The following is a 14,846-nucleotide window of genomic DNA, read 5'->3' as shown; positions in this document are numbered from 1 at the left end:
GTACTTTCCGATGGTGAACGTCGCGTAGGTCAGGAATATGCCCATTGACTGCCTTTTCATGGTAAAACTCCCTATCTAGACCTCTTCTTTGACAGAGTTAAATATGAGTTTGTTGTTTAGTGAGCGCCCGGGAAGGCATGAACGCCATCTGCTGCGAAAACATGAGAATCCCCTTTTCCCTGAGGCGGCCCGCCAGCTGACACAAGCGCAATTGAGGGAGGCCCAGCGCCGCGATCATGAGGAGCTGGTGGCCTATATCGGATATTTACGCGGCCTGGTCGGAGAGGCTGTGGCGCTAGGTCCACATGAACAGAGCGATGTCATTTTGGGATTGAAGGAACGGCTCGACCAGGCCTATGAAACAGCATGTCGCCTGGCTGATGATCAAACGCCCAACAAAGAGGCGATTAAAAAACTGGTGGAAGTGATCATGCGATCGGTGTGGAAGGGTTCGGGGAATGACTCCCTTGCGCATCAAGAGTTGGAACAAGAAGAGATAGCTCGCCGGGCACATTATGAGTTGCTTGAAAGCCCCCTGGTGGCGGACCTTCTGGATCCTGAATCACCGATTGCCCAGGATGAGCTGCTGCCTGCCCTGTTGAGTGCCGATCAGGCCGAGTTCGAGGCCGCAGTCACCCTGTTTGATCCGGTCCAGCTGAAAGCCCTCCTCACCCAGGCGGTAAGTCAACCTATTCCCGATGCGAGCGGAGAGATTTTCGAACAGGGAGTTGCGCGCATGGAACAGATAAAAGCACGGGCCAAATCACTTCAGGTCGAATAAGTTCGCAGACGCTGGCCCGTGTCGTGTCGGTTAGAGAGTAAGCTGACAGACAATCGACAAAAAGGCGGAGACGCATACGGGTGGCAGAATAGAATGGGAATGAGCACCTATGGATATGCATTCCCTCCCAGGAGCGTGGAACGGTAGAGTAGCGGTTATTTTGTGGTGATTTATGCCTATTCGCGGCCTGTTCGATTAGGTTTTTTACCGGTCTGATCTTCAGATTGTTTTAAACAGCCCCTAGAATCTGTCGGCAAAATTCTGCGTCCAGTAGATGACGTAGGTGGATGCGGAGTTTTCAGCAACCGCGGTACCCACTTCGCTAAAACCGGGATTCATGATATTGGCGCAATGACCGGGGCTGTCCAGCAAAGCGGACACGGTGCTCTCCTCATCAGGGTAACCGGCCGCGATATTCTCGCCATATGTGCGCCAGATATACCCAGTAGCAGTAATACGGTCTCCCGGATCTGAATCGTCAAGACCGGTATGGCTGAAAAAGTTGTTGTCGGCCATCGATGTGGAGTGGCCTTGAGCGGCCTGCTCGAGGCTGCAGTGCCAGGCGAGCGACGGCGCCGCCGGATAGTTGGTGGTGCCGCAGGATCTTGCTACGGCCCTGGCGTCGTTGATCAGGCTTAGCATAGCCTTATCGCTTGTGCTCATACAGAGATCGATGGTGCTTTGTGGTGTCTCTCCCAGGTTATATTGTGATCCCGTAGTGAAGTTCCAATTGACACTCGCCACAGGATTGCCGGCCAGGTCCTGCAGGTTACCGGCAAGGGTGACAGTGTATGTTGTTGCCGCGGTAAGTGCCGCATCAGGGGTCAGCGATAGGCGGTTGTTTTGGTCGTCGTAGCTGACGCTTGCCGAAACAGGGGAGGAATCGACACTTAGCTGCAGGCTTTGATTGTTGATCAAGGATTCCAGCAGTGGCTCGTCAAAATCCACACGGATACTGGTTGTGACTGAGACATCGGTGGCGCTTGGTTGTGGTACTCTTGCCACGATGGTGGGTGGCGTGCTGTCCACCATTGGCGTTACGGTGATGGATATCGCCGCACTGTCGGAGAGCTCGCCATCGTTTACCTGCAGCAGGAAACTGTAGGTGGTTGCCTGTTCGACGCTTGGAGCTATGAAGCTGAGGGTTGGACTTGCCACGTTCACCAAGCCGATCGATGATCCCTGGGTCTGACGCCAGATAAAATTCAGGGTATCTCCATCCGGATCGCTTGAGCCGGAACCGTCCAAAGTCACGGTCTCACCCGATGTGGCCAGTTGTGAGGCAGTCACCCGAGCGGTGGGCCGTTGGTTTGTCTGCACCGGATCAGGTGGTGCTGTCTCTTCTGTCTCGGGTGGGGTTTCATCACCGGCAGCCGGAGTATCCTGCTCTGCCTGGTCTTGAGTGTTGTTCTGCTCAGTACTGTTGGTGCTCGAAGTATCGCTGCTCGAGCCGCCGCCGCAGGCACTCAGCGTAATTCCCAGTGCTATGACTATCACCACCAGAGTTTTATTCTTGATCAACAACATATTCTTAATCTGCATTTCTATTTGATGCACCAACAGACAGGGTCTGCCGAATCGCTTCTTTTTAATCGGCGCACGGTGAGAAAACTACAGTAAAGAAAAGTGATGACCAATGGTTGAGTTCACAAATATGCAAGCAGCTTCACAAACATGTCCGGTTGAGACCGGAATGTTCGATGACAAGATCAGCTGCAGGGCATCCTATCCTTTGCGATACGGTTAACCGGTATTTCGCAGTCCAGCGGAAATGGCGTTGATTGAACGCAGTAGCGGACGCAACCACATCTCTTCCTCTTCCTCCTGGAGATCGGTGTGGCGATAGTGCCTGAGAAGACCCAGCTGTATGTGGTTGAGGGGGTCGAGGTAGGAGTCGCGACGACTGAGCGATTTTTGCAGTACTGGCATGTCATCCAGCAGATTATCTATTCGGGCTATCTTAAGAATCTGCTTCCTGGTCCGCTCGTATTCGAGTTCAATTTCGCTGAAGATTCGATCCCGTGTGGAGTTGTCACCACAGAGGTTGGCGTACTCCCAGGCGATGGTCATGTCGGTTTTGAACAGCGCCATCTGAGCATTGCTCAGTAGCGCGTGAAAAAAGGGCCAGTGCCTGTACATAGCCTGCAGGGTTTTCATGCGGCCTGGCTTTTGCCTGCGCCATTGCTCAAGCGCAAAGCCGATGCCGTACCAACCGGGAATGTTCTGCCTTGCTTGTCCCCAACCGAATACCCATGCAATAGCCCTGACCGATGATTTGGAACGATTGCCCTTACTACGATGCGAGGGACGTGAGCCGATATTCATCATTCCGATCTCGTTAACCGGTGTGGCCTCATAGAAGTAGTCGAGAAAGCCGTCGGTGCCTTCGGTCAATTTTCGAAAATGTTGTTCGCTGATGGTTGCGATCTCTTCCAGGGCTTCGAGATATTGTTGTTTCTCCTCCCTGATATCGCGTACTTCACCAAGACTGGCTTTGAAAAGCCCGGTGATGCCCATGGTCAATTCGAAGATGGCGGTTTCGAAATTGCTGTATTTATTTGAAAGTACCTCGCCCTGCTCGGTAAATTTTATCTCCCCTTTAACCGTATTGCCGGGCTGGGCAAGAATGGATTGATGGGTGGGGCCGCCACCACGGCCTACCGTGCCTCCACGACCGTGAAAGAGTCTGCACTGAATACCTTGTTTTTCCGCAAGCGCGATAATACGCTTTTGGGTTTGATAGAGATTCCAGGCTGAGGCCATGATCCCGCCATCCTTCGCGGAGTCCGAGTAGCCGAGCATGACTTCCTGTCGATCATTATTGGCGTTAAGCAGCTGCCGATAACAACTATTGGAAAACAGTTCGTCGAGGATCGATTCACTGTTCTTCAAGTCATTGATGGTTTCGAACAGGGGTGAAATTTCAAGCTGACAAAACCAGGCGCCGTTCTGCAGACCGATAAGACCCGAGAGGCTGCCAAGGAATGCGACCTCCATGATGTCACTGGCATGGTGGGTCATGGAAATTACATACTGTCCAATCGCGAGGGGACTGATATCGCGTTTACTGTCCGCAATAAGGTCAAATACCTCAAGTATGTCACGGGTCTCTTGAGAGAGTTTATCCACCTGCAACGGTTGTGTCGTACCCTCGGTAATCACGCTGTCGAGCAATTGTATGCGCTGCTGACTGTTCAGTTTCTGATACTCGGTCTCATCGCCGGTAATACGGAGAATCTCAGCCACGGCACTCGTGTGCAGGGAGGACTCTTGTCTGATATCGAGGCGTGCCAGGTAGAAACCAAAGGTCTCGGCAAGATGGATCAGGTCCTGCAGCTCACCCTCTGCGGCATCTTCATCGCCATGGCTGAGCAATGAATGAGATATCAGCTTGAGATCACGTTGGAAGGCTGTCTCGGTGGTGTAGGCTTCCGGATTCGAATCCTGTATTGGCGTTGGCGCCGCCTCGACGGTTTGCAGTGACTGTTTCAGTCTTTCGCGAACAATGAACAATTTACGCCGGTAAGGTTCATCCTCGAAGCGTCTGGGATTGTCTTGGAAGAAGGCTTGATAACGTTCGTTGTCGGATTTGAGGCTCTCGTTGAACGACCAGTTGGGGGTACAGAACCTGTCGGAGAAGGTCAGCTCCGCAATCAGCTTGTCGACACGACGAATATACTCACCCAGTATGGTTTGCTGTTGCAGTTTCAGTGCAAGGCGGGTGACTTCCGCTGTGACAAAGGGGTTGCCGTCACGGTCTCCGCCGATCCAGGAACCGAATCGAATAAAGGGTGGCAACTGGATACCATGATACTCCTGATGGTCGGCATAGACCCGGTCGATGCCGTTCTGAAGGCGGCGAAAAACCTGGGGGATAGCTTCAAACAGGCTGTTTTGGAAGTAGTAAAGCCCAAGACGTATCTCATTCCGAACCTCGGGTCGCACCGCCCTCACCTCTTCGGTTTTCCATAAGATCTGGATTTGCGTCTTGAGCGATTTAATCGCCGCTTGCCGTTGGTTTATGCCGCGTTTCGGTGCATCCAGCACCTCGCTTGTGAGGAATATTCGCCGTAACAGTTTCATGACGACCAGGCGTTTCGATTCTGTCGGGTGGGCGGTAAAAACCGGTATATAGGCTGCATCATCGAGAATGTTTTGCAGTTGCTGTGGTGCAATGCCCTGTTTGCGGAAGCCACGCAATGTGTGATCGAAAGACCCCTCCCAAAGCTCGCTGCCCTTGCCTGCAATACGCCGGCGTTGACGATGCAGAAACGCCTCTTCTGCGATGTTTACCAGCATGAAATAGATACTGAAGGCGCGTACCACGGCACTGAGCATCTCCGGTTGCAAGGATTCGATCAGTCGGGTGAGGCGGTTATAGAGTGCACGATCAGGTTTTGCATGCAGTTTCAGGTAGCCTTTACGCAACCGTTCAACGACTGTGTAAGTCTCCTTGCCCACCTGTTCGTGCAGGACTTCACCCAGCAGTACGCCGAACAAGTGTACGCGCTGGCGCAGTGCCTTATCATGCTTGATGCAGGCTTTCGCGAAGGTATCGGTCATAAAACTCACCTTAAATATGCTTATTATTGTATTGAGTATGAGTAAACAGTAGCAGAAGTAAGGCGCACATGATTACACCCGAACCACTCAAATAATATTGAAACGACAGTCGATGTGAATAAGGGGGATAACGTCTGGCTAGACCAATACAAGCTCGATGCCGTCCTGCATCAGTTGATCGATGAAACGCTGTTGCCACGCCTCCCCATGCAGCTGTCGGATGGTTTCAAGCACCAGATACTCAGGTCTTAAGGCGGTCTCGTCGGTGTAGCGACTGAGTCCCTGCAGGCAGGCTGGGCAGCTTGTCAAAAGCTTAATCTGCGGTACGGCAGCCGGGTCATTTTTGAGCAGTCTATCTATGCCATTGTGGAGTTCTTCCGATTTCCTGAAGCGTAACTGATTGGCGATGTCGGGGCGGCTGGTTCCCAGTGTGCCCGCTTCGCCGCAGCAGCGGTCGCTCAGCAGTATGGGTTTGCCCATCAGGTTGCTGGCAACCTGTTGTGGTGTGTAGTGTTTGATCGGGGTGTGACAGGGATCGTGGTATAGATACTCGGTCTGCTGATCACCCGGTAACGAGATTCCCCGCTCCATCATGTATTCGTGAATATCGAGCAGGCGACAGCCGGGAAAGATCTTCTCGAACTGATATTTCAGCAGTTGGTCCATACAGGTGCCGCATGAGACCAGCACGGTCTTGATATCCATGTAGTTCAGGGTATTGGCAATACGGTGGAAGAGGACCCGGTTCTCGGTGGTGATGCGATGTCCGCGTTCGTGGAGGCCGGCTGCGGTTTGCGGATAGCCGCAACAGAGATAGCTGGGCGGCAGGACCGTCTCCGCCCCCAGTTCACAAAGCATGGCAAGGGTGGCCATACCGATTTCACTGAACAGACGCTCAGAACCGCAACCGGGAAAATAGAAAATCGCATCACTCTCTTCATTGACCTTTCTTGGGTTGCGCAGAATCGGCACAGAGTCTGTGGTCTCCAGCTTCAGGGCATCCCGCAGGGTCAGTTTGAGCGGTTCGACCCGTATCGGTTTTTGCACCATCTCCACCACCATTGCCTGGGGCTTTGGTGTTCCTGTGGTGGCTTTGGGTGGTTGGTTTTTGGGCTTGCGCATACCGGCCTTGCCAGCCAGGGTGTAACCGAGATTGAGCCCTTTGAAGCCCCATTCCGCCAATCCCTTGCGTAGCCAGCGGATGGCGGCGGGGTGAGTGATGTTGAGAAAGGTCAACGCGGCGGCTGTGCCGAGGTTTCTGCGCTTTTTACCCCGGTCCACGAGGATTTTTCGCATCATTGTCGTCACTTCACCGAAATCGATATTGACCGGGCAGGGGTTTTCGCATTTGTGACAGACCGTGCAGTGGTCCGCGACATCGTTCATCTCAGCGAAGTGTTGCATGGAGATACCGCGACGGGTCTGTTCTTCGTAGAGAAAGGCCTCCACGATCAGACCGGTGGCAAGGATCTTGTTGCGGGGAGAATAGAGCAGATTGGCGCGGGGTATGTGGGTCATGCAGACCGGTTTACACTTACCACATCGCAAACAGTGCTTAATCTCGTCGTTGAGTGTGCCCAATTCACTCTCTTCGAGGATGATGGCCTCCTGTTCCAGCAAGCGCAGCGAGGGCGTATAGGCCATCTCCAGATCGGCACCCTCGATCAACTTGCCGCGATTGAACCGGCCCTGGGGGTCGACCTCCTGTTTGTATTCAGCGAAAGCGGTGAGTTTATCCGCTTCCAGGTATTGCAGTTTGGTGAGGCCGATGCCATGTTCTCCCGAAATCGCCCCACCGAGAGAGATCGCCAGATCCATTATACGGTCAACAATGCGGTCTGCTTGCTGCAGCATGGCATAGTTGTCTGAGTGGACAGGTATATTGGTGTGCACATTGCCATCGCCGGCATGCATGTGCAGGGCGACGAACAGGCGGGAATCTCGCAGACGGGCGTGGATATCACGCATCGCCCGGCGGATTCGGCGTACCTCCTGCCCGGAGAATATCTCATCCAGGCGGGTGGCGATTTCGTTGCGGTAAGAGACCACCAGGTCGCGTCTGAGCAGCAGGTCGAGCAATCGGTCACCGGGCTGGACTGTGCGCTGAACAGCCTCGTCTAAGAGTGCGCCATGGGCGTCGGCGGGGGCGTCGAGCTGAGTGAGCAGCGAGTGCCAGCGTTGGCGGGCCTGTGTCACCGCCTCCCGCGCCAGATCGAGCTTCGCCTGTAGGATGGAGCGGTTTTCGTCACTCGTCTCAAAATCGTCATCCGGTTTGCGCATTGAGTGGTCACCGGCGAGATAGGCAATAACCTCTTCGGCGATTCGAATCTTGTTCTTGATCGACTCCTCGATATTGATACGTTCGATGCCGCGGCTGTAGTCGGCCAGCTTGTCCAGTGGGATGACCACATCCTCGTTGATCTTGAAGGCGTTGGTATGGGCTGAAATCGCTGCCGTGCGGGCGCGGTCGAGCCAGAAATTGCGGCGCGCCTCCGGGCTGCTGGCGACAAAGGCCTCCCCTTCCCGGGCCTCTGTCATGCGTATGACCTCTGTGGCCGTGTGCTCCAGCCTCTCTTCATTGTCACTGGCAATATCGGCCAACAGCACCATTTTCGGATGCTCATGGCGGGGTGCCTTGGTGGAGTATTTGACCGCTTTCAAGTAGCGCTCATCCAGATGTTCCAGGCCGACCAGTTGAACCTCATCGTGCCTGTCGAGATAGCGCTTGATCTCGATGATGGCAGGTACTGCCTTACCGATGTCGCTGCCGAAAAACTCCATGCACAGGGTGCGTACCTGTTGCGGCATCCGGTGCAGGATAAAACGTGCCGAGGTGATCAGGCCGTCGCAGCCCTCTTTCTGAACACCGGGAAGCCCGGCTAGGAATTTATCGGTGACATCCTTACCGAGACCCGCCTTGCGAAAGGCGCTTCCCGGCATGCTGAGGATCTTTGGTTCGGCTTCCGGCGTATTGTTGCCGCTTTGATAGCGGGTAAGCCGGAACCGTACCTCCTCCTGTTCATGGATCTTGCCAAGATTATGGTTGAGGCGCTCGATCTCGAGCCACTCACCATTGGGCATCACCATGCGCCAGCTGGCGAGATTATCGAGGGTAGTACCCCAGAGCACCGCCTTCTTTCCGCCCGCGTTCATGGCGATATTACCGCCGATGGTCGAGGCATCCTGGGAAGTGGGATCGACCGCGAAGGCGAGACCGTTTGCCTCCGCCATCTCGGAAACACGGCGTGTAACGACACCGGCGCCGACACGGATGGTCGGGATCTTGTCATCGACACCGGGCAATGCGCGATACTCAATCTGATCGATGAAATCGAGTTTTTCGGTATTGATTACGGCGCTATGGGGATCGAGAGGTACGGCGCTGCCGGTGTACCCCGTACCTCCGCCACGGGGGATCAGCGTCAATCCGGAATCGATGCATGCCTTGACGATGGGGGCGATCTCCTGCTCGGAGTCGGGAGTGATCACAACGAAGGGTATCTCTACCCGCCAGTCGGTTGCGTCCGTGGCATGGCAGACACGGGCGAATCCACTGAAATCCACGTTGTCTGGCCGGGTCAAACCGATGAGATTGGTCTTGCTGCTGCGGCGTAACGCTATCAGTTCGTCAAATCGCCGATCGAAGCTGTTCACGGCTTCCCGTGCCGCAAGCAACAGGGTCAAGGCCTTCTGATTGCCGTTGGCGCGGTTTTCGAATTGATCAAGGCGATGTTTCAACGCCCCGATCAGGGCCTCTCGACGTGATTCATTGTCGAGCAGGTCGTCCTGGAGGTAGGGATTGCGGCTGATAACCCACATATCGCCAAGTACTTCAAACAGCATCCTTGCAGAGCGTCCGGTGCGGCGAGTTCCCCGTAGCTCCTCGATCAGTTCCCACATGGGCTTGCCAAGGAACCGGATGACGATCTCCCGGTCAGAGAAGGACGTATAGTTGTAAGGAATCTCACGTATTCGTGGCGATGGCTGCATATCGGTCTAGGGTCAGGAGGCGTGTGGCGAGGTAACAATCAGATCGACTATTGTAGCCTAAAAAAGAATGGCCCTTCAGTTTACAATTATAGAATTTATCAATACATCATCCTGTCGATTCATGGGGGATTTTCGATGAAGTGGAAAAACAAAAGTATCACTGGGAGTATGCTCTCCTTGACGCTGGCGTCATCGTTGATATGCGCATCGCCGGTAGCCTGGGCCGATGACATAGAGAGGGCGGTCGAATACCGTCAGGGCGTGATGAATGTCTTCGGCTGGAATATGAAGGCGATGTCCAACATGATGAAAGGCAAGATTCCGTTCGACCAAAAGGTGTTCGCCCATCATGCAAAAGACCTGGCAAGTGCCTCCGGGCTGAATCTGTTGCCAGGCTTTCCCGAGGATTCAGAATCTGAGGAGAGTGATGCGCTGCCGGAAATCTGGATGGAATTCGATGACTTCGAAGCCAAGTATCAGAAACTGGCAGAGGCGGCCAGGAGCCTGAGTGAAACCGCTGTCAATGGAGATAAGGCGTCCCTTGGCAAGGCTTTGGAGACGACGGGCAAAGCCTGTAAGGCCTGCCATAAGAAGTACAAAAACTGAATCAGGGAAAATCGGGGCCGGTGTCGCTCTCCGTCAGGATGCGGTCGATACTGCAGGCGATATTGAATTGATCGCTCTCGGCGGAATCGCTGCGAATTACCTTTGCATCCGCCAGCAGAGGGGGCGTGATGGAATGACCCGGTATGATGGCAATGGTTATCTTGGTGCCGGGTGCCATCTCCCTGTCGGAGCTCATCAGCAGGCCTGAATTGCTGAGATTCTTTACCTTGCCGGTGGAGACCTGACTCTCGCCTTCGATACGGTATCGGACCTCGCCATCCACCACCATCCGATAAAAGTCGCGCTTCTCGATAAAGTCATTCATATCTAATGTCTCCCCTCGGCATTGTCAGATATGGAACCCCTGGATTTCTAATCTATCAATTTAGAGTCCAGTATGTAGCGATAACAAGCACAAACCAGTCGTTTTCTTCCTGGATTTACACAATCTTGCGAAGGATACTGTGGCCATCTCGAGAGACTGTAGGCCAATCCCGGGGGAAATGACAGCAGTAACTTGTCGCTTGCTGCTGAAGTTATCTCTTGTGAGCGATCACGGGAAGACCCTATGATAGCCATGACTGAACTCAATGATTCATGAATGAAGCGAAAGATTGTTGTCTAATGAGTACGGGCCTCTTAACGTTTAGATCAAACGCGAACAGTGGTTGCTCAAAATCATGGTGCCTGCAGTGTGTGTAGTCCACACTCAGGCATGAGATAGGTCATCAACCGCGTAGTCGAGGATTAGCATGGATATACGTATAACAGTTCTGGCATCGTTGATAGCGGCCTTGCCGGCCCTGCTGCAAGCGGGAGATGTCTACCGGTCTGTGGATGCCGAGGGTAATGTGACCTATACCGATACACCGCCGAAGACAGACAGTACGGTAGAGAAGATCGAAATCCAGCCGGGTCCCTCCGAGGCATCGAGACTCGATACAGAGGAGCGCAATGCGGCCATCCGCAAGGCAATGGAAGAGGCCAGGGCAAAACGTCTGGAGAAGAAGGCTTCTCGAGAAGAGCGGTTATCCAAGGCGCGCGAGGAGCTGGAAGATGCTGAAGCCGATCTGGAACGGACCAAGGAGCTTGGCGATGATGATCGACAATATTTGAGCGGTGGAAGAAGCCGCATCAAACCCGAATATTTCGACCGCATCAAAGAGGCGGAGGATAAAGTCGAGGCCGCACGGAAAAATTTCAAGGAAATCCGCGGCTACTGATGCAGACCTATCTGGTAGGCGGGGCCGTCAGAGACAGGCTCATGGGCAGGCCGGTCAAGGAGCGTGATTTTGTCGTTGTAGGCGCCGATCCCGATATCATGTTGGCCCGGGGATTTCAGCAGGTCGGCAGCCATTTTCCGATTTATCTCCATCCCGAAACCCATGAGGAGTATGCGCTTGCCCGCAGTCGACGATCTGCGGATGGCGCCAAAGGCGACTTCGCCGACGATGGTCCGGTCACCCTTGAGCAGGATCTTGCCCGGCGTGACCTCACCATCAATGCCATGGCAGAGGATGAGCAGGGACGGCTGATCGATCCTTTCGGCGGCCGTGAAGATCTGCAAAGGTGCCTGCTTCGTCATGTCTCCGATGCCTTTGTCGATGACCCCATCCGCATTCTGCGCGTCGCCCGTTTCATGGCACGCTATGCCGATTTCGGCTTTACCGTGGCGCCTGAGACTGAGGCCCTGATGGTTGAAATGGTGGCGGCCGGGAGGTTTGACAAGCTGGTTCCGGAGCGGGTTTGGCAAGAGCTGTCCGGGGCGCTTGGCGAGCCATGTCCCAGATCCTTTTTCGAGACTTTGCGAGGGGTGGGGGCGTTGCAACGGGTGTTTCCGGAAATCGATGCGCTGTGGGGCGTTCCCCAGCCGAAGCATTGGCATCCGGAGGTGGATTGCGGTGAACATACTATGTTGGCGCTACAGGTCGCCGTTGACTTGAGTGATGATCCGGAAGTCAGGTTCGCCACGCTTACCCACGATTTGGGTAAGGCGACCACCCCAGAGCAAATATTGCCAAGTCACTATGGCCATGAGGCTCGCGGCGTAAAGGCGATTCAACGGTTTTGCAGTCGTATTAAGGCGCCGACCCGTTTTCGCGAACTGGCCTGCCGTTGTGCCACATTTCATGGATATCTGCATCGATTATACGATTTAAAGCCGAAAACGGTTCTGAAACTGCTTGCTGGATTGGATGCCTTTCGCCAACCGCAGCGCTTACAGCAATTCATCCTGGTGTGTCAGGCAGATTACCAGGGACGACTGGGTTTTCGGCAACGTCCCTACCCTCAAGCGCATGATCTGATGCGCATCTACCAGGTTGCCTCAGAGGTGTCATCGGCAACCCTTGATCCTACGCTGATGGGCAGGTTGTTAGGCGATGCGATTCGTCGAGAGAGGATTAAGCGTATAAGTGACGTAATGAACTCGCTCGAAGCAGCCGTCGATTGAGGATGGCGGCTCAATCGACCAGGCGTTCGAAAATCCTGAATCCGGCGACATAGGTGCCAATCGCCGAACCCAGGGTACTGAAAAGAAAAATCAACAGGGTTCGGGAGACCCGGTTTTTCCACCAACCACGAAATGATGTGGTGTCGTTGCGCAGACGCGCGAAGTCGGCAACTGTCGGTTTGCGTAGAAACAGCTCAGCGGCGGCGGTCACCATGCCGGCGCCAATGGTCGGATTCAGTGAGGTCAGCGGTGCCGCGAAGAAAGCGGTGAAGACGGTCAACGGATGGGCGGCGGCGAGTAAAGCGCCCAGGGCGGACAAGCCGCCGTTTATCAGGACCCAGTCGACCACCAGCTGCCAACCCAATGATGGGCTGCGTTGAAAGCCGATAATAAAGCCGCTCAGTATCAATACCACGATGATCCATGGAATCAGCTTCGGCCAGCGACTGGGTTTGGGTTCCTGTTCGAGTTGCCTGATCTGCTCATCAGGAGTGGCGGTAGGATTTTGCAGGTAGTTGGCGATACCGTTCATATGACCGGCGCCCACTACAACCAACAGATCTTCATGCCCTTTGCTTGTGACTTCCTGCAATAATCTGGCGGCCATATATCGGTCGCGTTCGTCGATCAGCGGTAGGTAGAGGTCTTGGCGGTCTTCGGCAAATTCGGCGAAGGTCGTCTCGAGAATATCTCCCTCTTTCAGATGCTCGATCTCCTCTTCGGAGACCTCCTCCTTGGACAGAATGGTGCCGAGGATGCCGGTGAAGAGGGCAAACCGCTTCCACCATGAAAGATTGCCTGCCACCCGCTTGAGTGTGGTGCTGATCTCCCTGTCGATCAGCAGCAGGTCGCGATGGGATTCCCGGGCAAGGCGGATAGCTTCCCTCTGCTCCTCTCCGGGGGAGATGTTGAACTGGTCGGCCAGCCTTTGCTGATAGGCGCCGAGGGCTAAATTCGCCATCACCATCATCACCCTTTTCTCCCTGACGACCTTTAGCAGATCCATTTTTGCCAGGTCGTCCGGATTGATCAGCGCATTGTAACGGCTTGGACACAGCTCTACCGCCACCGCATCGTAGTCACCGGTTTCAAGGAGTTGTTTAACCTTTTCCGCGCTTGAGCGCGATACGTGGGCTGTGCCCAAAAGGGTTATCTTGCTATCGCCAAGAATCACTTCCCGTTGTGGTTCCCGATCTGTCTGGGGCATGGTGTTATGTCATTCAGTTACAAAAGCCTGCCATTCTAACAGCCTCTGCATTGGAGAGTGTGGATAATTCGCTTGAATTTTGTATGGCGTTTGCCTGATTTCCAATTTACAGGTAGCGTAGGCAACTGACTTGGAGTGGTGGATTGAGCGTGATGAACAAAAACATTGTCTGGCATGAAGCGACGGTCACACGTGAACGGCGTGAAAAGATGAACAGGCACCGGGCCAAGTTGCTGTGGTTTACAGGGCTCTCAGGATCCGGCAAGTCAACACTGGCCCATGCGCTGGAGGAGGAGCTGCACCAGAGGGAGTGTCGCACCTATGTCTTCGACGGAGACAACGTTCGTCATGGCTTGTGCCGCGATCTTGGATTCAGTACCGAAGACAGGAGTGAAAATATCCGTCGAATCGGGGAGATGGCAAAGCTGTTCGTGGATGCGGGTGTGATCGCCCTTACAGCCTTTATCTCGCCCATTCGTGAAGACAGGGAGCGAGCCAGAGGGTTGTTTCCTCACGGGGATTTTATTGAGGTTTACGTAAGCTGTCCTCTGGAGGTGTGTGAGACCCGGGATGTAAAAGGGCTCTACAAAAAGGCGCGATCGGGCGAGATACCGAACTTCACCGGAATTTCCGCGCCCTATGATGTGCCGGATAAACCTGAGATAGTCATAGAGACTCAGGATCGGACAGTACAGGAGTGCGTTCATGAGTTGATCGAGGCACTGGAACAGCGAGGTGTGATACCCACCAAGGTGGTATAGCGGCCGGTTGCCTAGGGCCTGTTAACAGGCCCTAGATCGTTTCGCCTTCAGGAGGAAAAATCGTTGTCACATAGATTAATCATCACCATTGCGTTGATAAGCCTGCTCACGGCATGCCAGACCTTGGGGGAGCGTAAACGCGCACAAACGTTGCAAGACACATTACGCAGCTACGAGGCGACCGTACGTTGGAGTTCAGGTCAACATGCGTCGAAGTTTCAAGATCCGGAACATGCTGCGACGGACAGAACCCCGGGGCGTGCGAATATCAGGGTAACCGGTTATGAGGTGATTCAGGGACCGACCATGCTGGGTGATAAGCGTGCTGTTCAGACTGCGGTTATCCAATTTGTGTTTCAGGAGAGCCAGGTCGTAAAGGAGATCGCGGATCAGCAGGAGTGGCTCTACGATGAAGCGCAGGAAAAATGGTATTTGAACAGCCAACTTCCTGAATTTAAGTAGCAATCCCGCAAGCGCCTGATATAA

At 54.1% G+C, this 14,846-nt stretch carries 11 protein-coding genes; 6 read left to right on the top strand and 5 right to left on the bottom strand.

The genetic code is table 11. The annotated features are described in order from the left end of the window. Positions 1 to 103 precede the first annotated feature (103 nt). Positions 104 to 781, top strand: coding sequence for a hypothetical protein (locus CODIS_RS01650; protein ID WP_069120993.1), 678 nt, complete (start codon positions 104 to 106; stop codon positions 779 to 781). A 240-nt stretch (positions 782 to 1,021) separates the two neighbouring features. Here the strand turns inward: CODIS_RS01650 and CODIS_RS20350 are convergent, their stop codons facing one another. The 3 genes from CODIS_RS20350 to CODIS_RS01635 all read right to left on the bottom strand — a co-directional run bounded on the left by CODIS_RS20350 (position 1,022) and on the right by CODIS_RS01635 (position 9,334). Then, complete coding sequence (locus CODIS_RS20350) at positions 1,022 to 2,323, bottom strand: Ig-like domain-containing protein (RefSeq protein WP_083220494.1); 1,302 nt, start codon at positions 2,321 to 2,323, stop codon at positions 1,022 to 1,024. Positions 2,324 to 2,524: 201 nt separating this feature from the next. Beyond that, a complete protein-coding gene (gene ppc, locus CODIS_RS01640; RefSeq protein WP_069120992.1) occupies positions 2,525 to 5,344 on the bottom strand; it encodes a phosphoenolpyruvate carboxylase in 2,820 nt (939 codons plus the stop codon). 138 nt (positions 5,345 to 5,482) lie between these two features. Further along, the gene (locus tag CODIS_RS01635) at positions 5,483 to 9,334 is read right to left on the bottom strand and encodes a DUF3683 domain-containing protein (RefSeq protein ID WP_069120991.1); all 3,852 of its coding nucleotides are present in this window, start codon (positions 9,332 to 9,334) and stop codon (positions 5,483 to 5,485) included. A gap of 135 nt (positions 9,335 to 9,469) precedes the next feature. Between CODIS_RS01635 and CODIS_RS01630 the strand changes: the two genes are divergently transcribed. Beyond that, positions 9,470 to 9,940: a c-type cytochrome gene (locus CODIS_RS01630; RefSeq protein WP_069120990.1), complete on the top strand. Its 471-nt coding sequence runs from the start codon at positions 9,470 to 9,472 to the stop codon at positions 9,938 to 9,940. A gap of 1 nt (position 9,941) precedes the next feature. On the opposite strand, the gene CODIS_RS01625 is transcribed toward CODIS_RS01630, so the two are convergent. Beyond that, positions 9,942 to 10,265: a PilZ domain-containing protein gene (locus CODIS_RS01625; protein WP_069120989.1), complete on the bottom strand. Its 324-nt coding sequence runs from the start codon at positions 10,263 to 10,265 to the stop codon at positions 9,942 to 9,944. A gap of 427 nt (positions 10,266 to 10,692) precedes the next feature. Here CODIS_RS01625 and CODIS_RS01620 point away from each other — a divergent pair, with 427 nt between their 5' ends. Together CODIS_RS01620 and CODIS_RS01615 are read left to right on the top strand one after the other, a co-directional pair. Beyond that, entirely contained in the window at positions 10,693 to 11,163 is a 471-nt protein-coding gene (locus CODIS_RS01620; RefSeq protein ID WP_069120988.1) for a DUF4124 domain-containing protein, read from the top strand. Beyond that, on the top strand, positions 11,163 to 12,392 hold the full coding sequence (locus tag CODIS_RS01615; RefSeq protein ID WP_069120987.1) for a multifunctional CCA addition/repair protein: 1,230 nt from the start codon (positions 11,163 to 11,165) through the stop codon (positions 12,390 to 12,392). The genes CODIS_RS01620 and CODIS_RS01615 overlap by 1 nt, the downstream gene beginning before the upstream one ends. 10 nt (positions 12,393 to 12,402) lie before the next feature. Here CODIS_RS01615 and CODIS_RS01610 read toward each other — a convergent pair whose 3' ends face one another. Next, the gene (locus CODIS_RS01610) at positions 12,403 to 13,599 is read right to left on the bottom strand and encodes a TraB/GumN family protein (RefSeq protein WP_069120986.1); all 1,197 of its coding nucleotides are present in this window, start codon (positions 13,597 to 13,599) and stop codon (positions 12,403 to 12,405) included. A 152-nt stretch (positions 13,600 to 13,751) separates the two neighbouring features. Here CODIS_RS01610 and cysC point away from each other — a divergent pair, with 152 nt between their 5' ends. Beyond that, positions 13,752 to 14,360, top strand: a complete 609-nt coding sequence (cysC, locus tag CODIS_RS01605) for an adenylyl-sulfate kinase (protein WP_069120985.1) — start codon at positions 13,752 to 13,754, stop codon at positions 14,358 to 14,360. 63 nt (positions 14,361 to 14,423) lie between these two features. Further along, positions 14,424 to 14,822: a hypothetical protein gene (locus tag CODIS_RS21130; protein WP_069120984.1), complete on the top strand. Its 399-nt coding sequence runs from the start codon at positions 14,424 to 14,426 to the stop codon at positions 14,820 to 14,822. Positions 14,823 to 14,846 lie beyond the last annotated feature (24 nt).

The sequence above is a fragment of the Candidatus Thiodiazotropha endolucinida genome, assembly GCF_001715975.1.
GTDB classification, from domain to species: domain Bacteria; phylum Pseudomonadota; class Gammaproteobacteria; order Chromatiales; family Chromatiaceae; genus Thiodiazotropha; species Thiodiazotropha endolucinida.
Note: the sequence above shows the minus strand (reverse complement) of the source record. Positions and strands in the feature narration are given on the sequence as shown.

Bases quoted from the DNA above. Each gene is read 5' to 3' on its own strand.
- CODIS_RS01650 (WP_069120993.1), top strand. From the start codon at position 104: ATGAGTTTGTTGTTTAGTGAGCGCCCGGGAAGGCATGAACGCCATCTG.
- CODIS_RS20350 (WP_083220494.1), bottom strand. From the start codon at position 2,323: ATGCAGATTAAGAATATGTTGTTGATCAAGAATAAAACTCTGGTGGTG.
- ppc (WP_069120992.1), bottom strand. From the start codon at position 5,344: ATGACCGATACCTTCGCGAAAGCCTGCATCAAGCATGATAAGGCACTG.
- CODIS_RS01635 (WP_069120991.1), bottom strand. From the start codon at position 9,334: ATGCAGCCATCGCCACGAATACGTGAGATTCCTTACAACTATACGTCC.
- CODIS_RS01630 (WP_069120990.1), top strand. From the start codon at position 9,470: ATGAAGTGGAAAAACAAAAGTATCACTGGGAGTATGCTCTCCTTGACG.
- CODIS_RS01625 (WP_069120989.1), bottom strand. From the start codon at position 10,265: ATGAATGACTTTATCGAGAAGCGCGACTTTTATCGGATGGTGGTGGAT.
- CODIS_RS01620 (WP_069120988.1), top strand. From the start codon at position 10,693: ATGGATATACGTATAACAGTTCTGGCATCGTTGATAGCGGCCTTGCCG.
- CODIS_RS01615 (WP_069120987.1), top strand. From the start codon at position 11,163: ATGCAGACCTATCTGGTAGGCGGGGCCGTCAGAGACAGGCTCATGGGC.
- CODIS_RS01610 (WP_069120986.1), bottom strand. From the start codon at position 13,599: ATGCCCCAGACAGATCGGGAACCACAACGGGAAGTGATTCTTGGCGAT.
- cysC (WP_069120985.1), top strand. From the start codon at position 13,752: ATGAACAAAAACATTGTCTGGCATGAAGCGACGGTCACACGTGAACGG.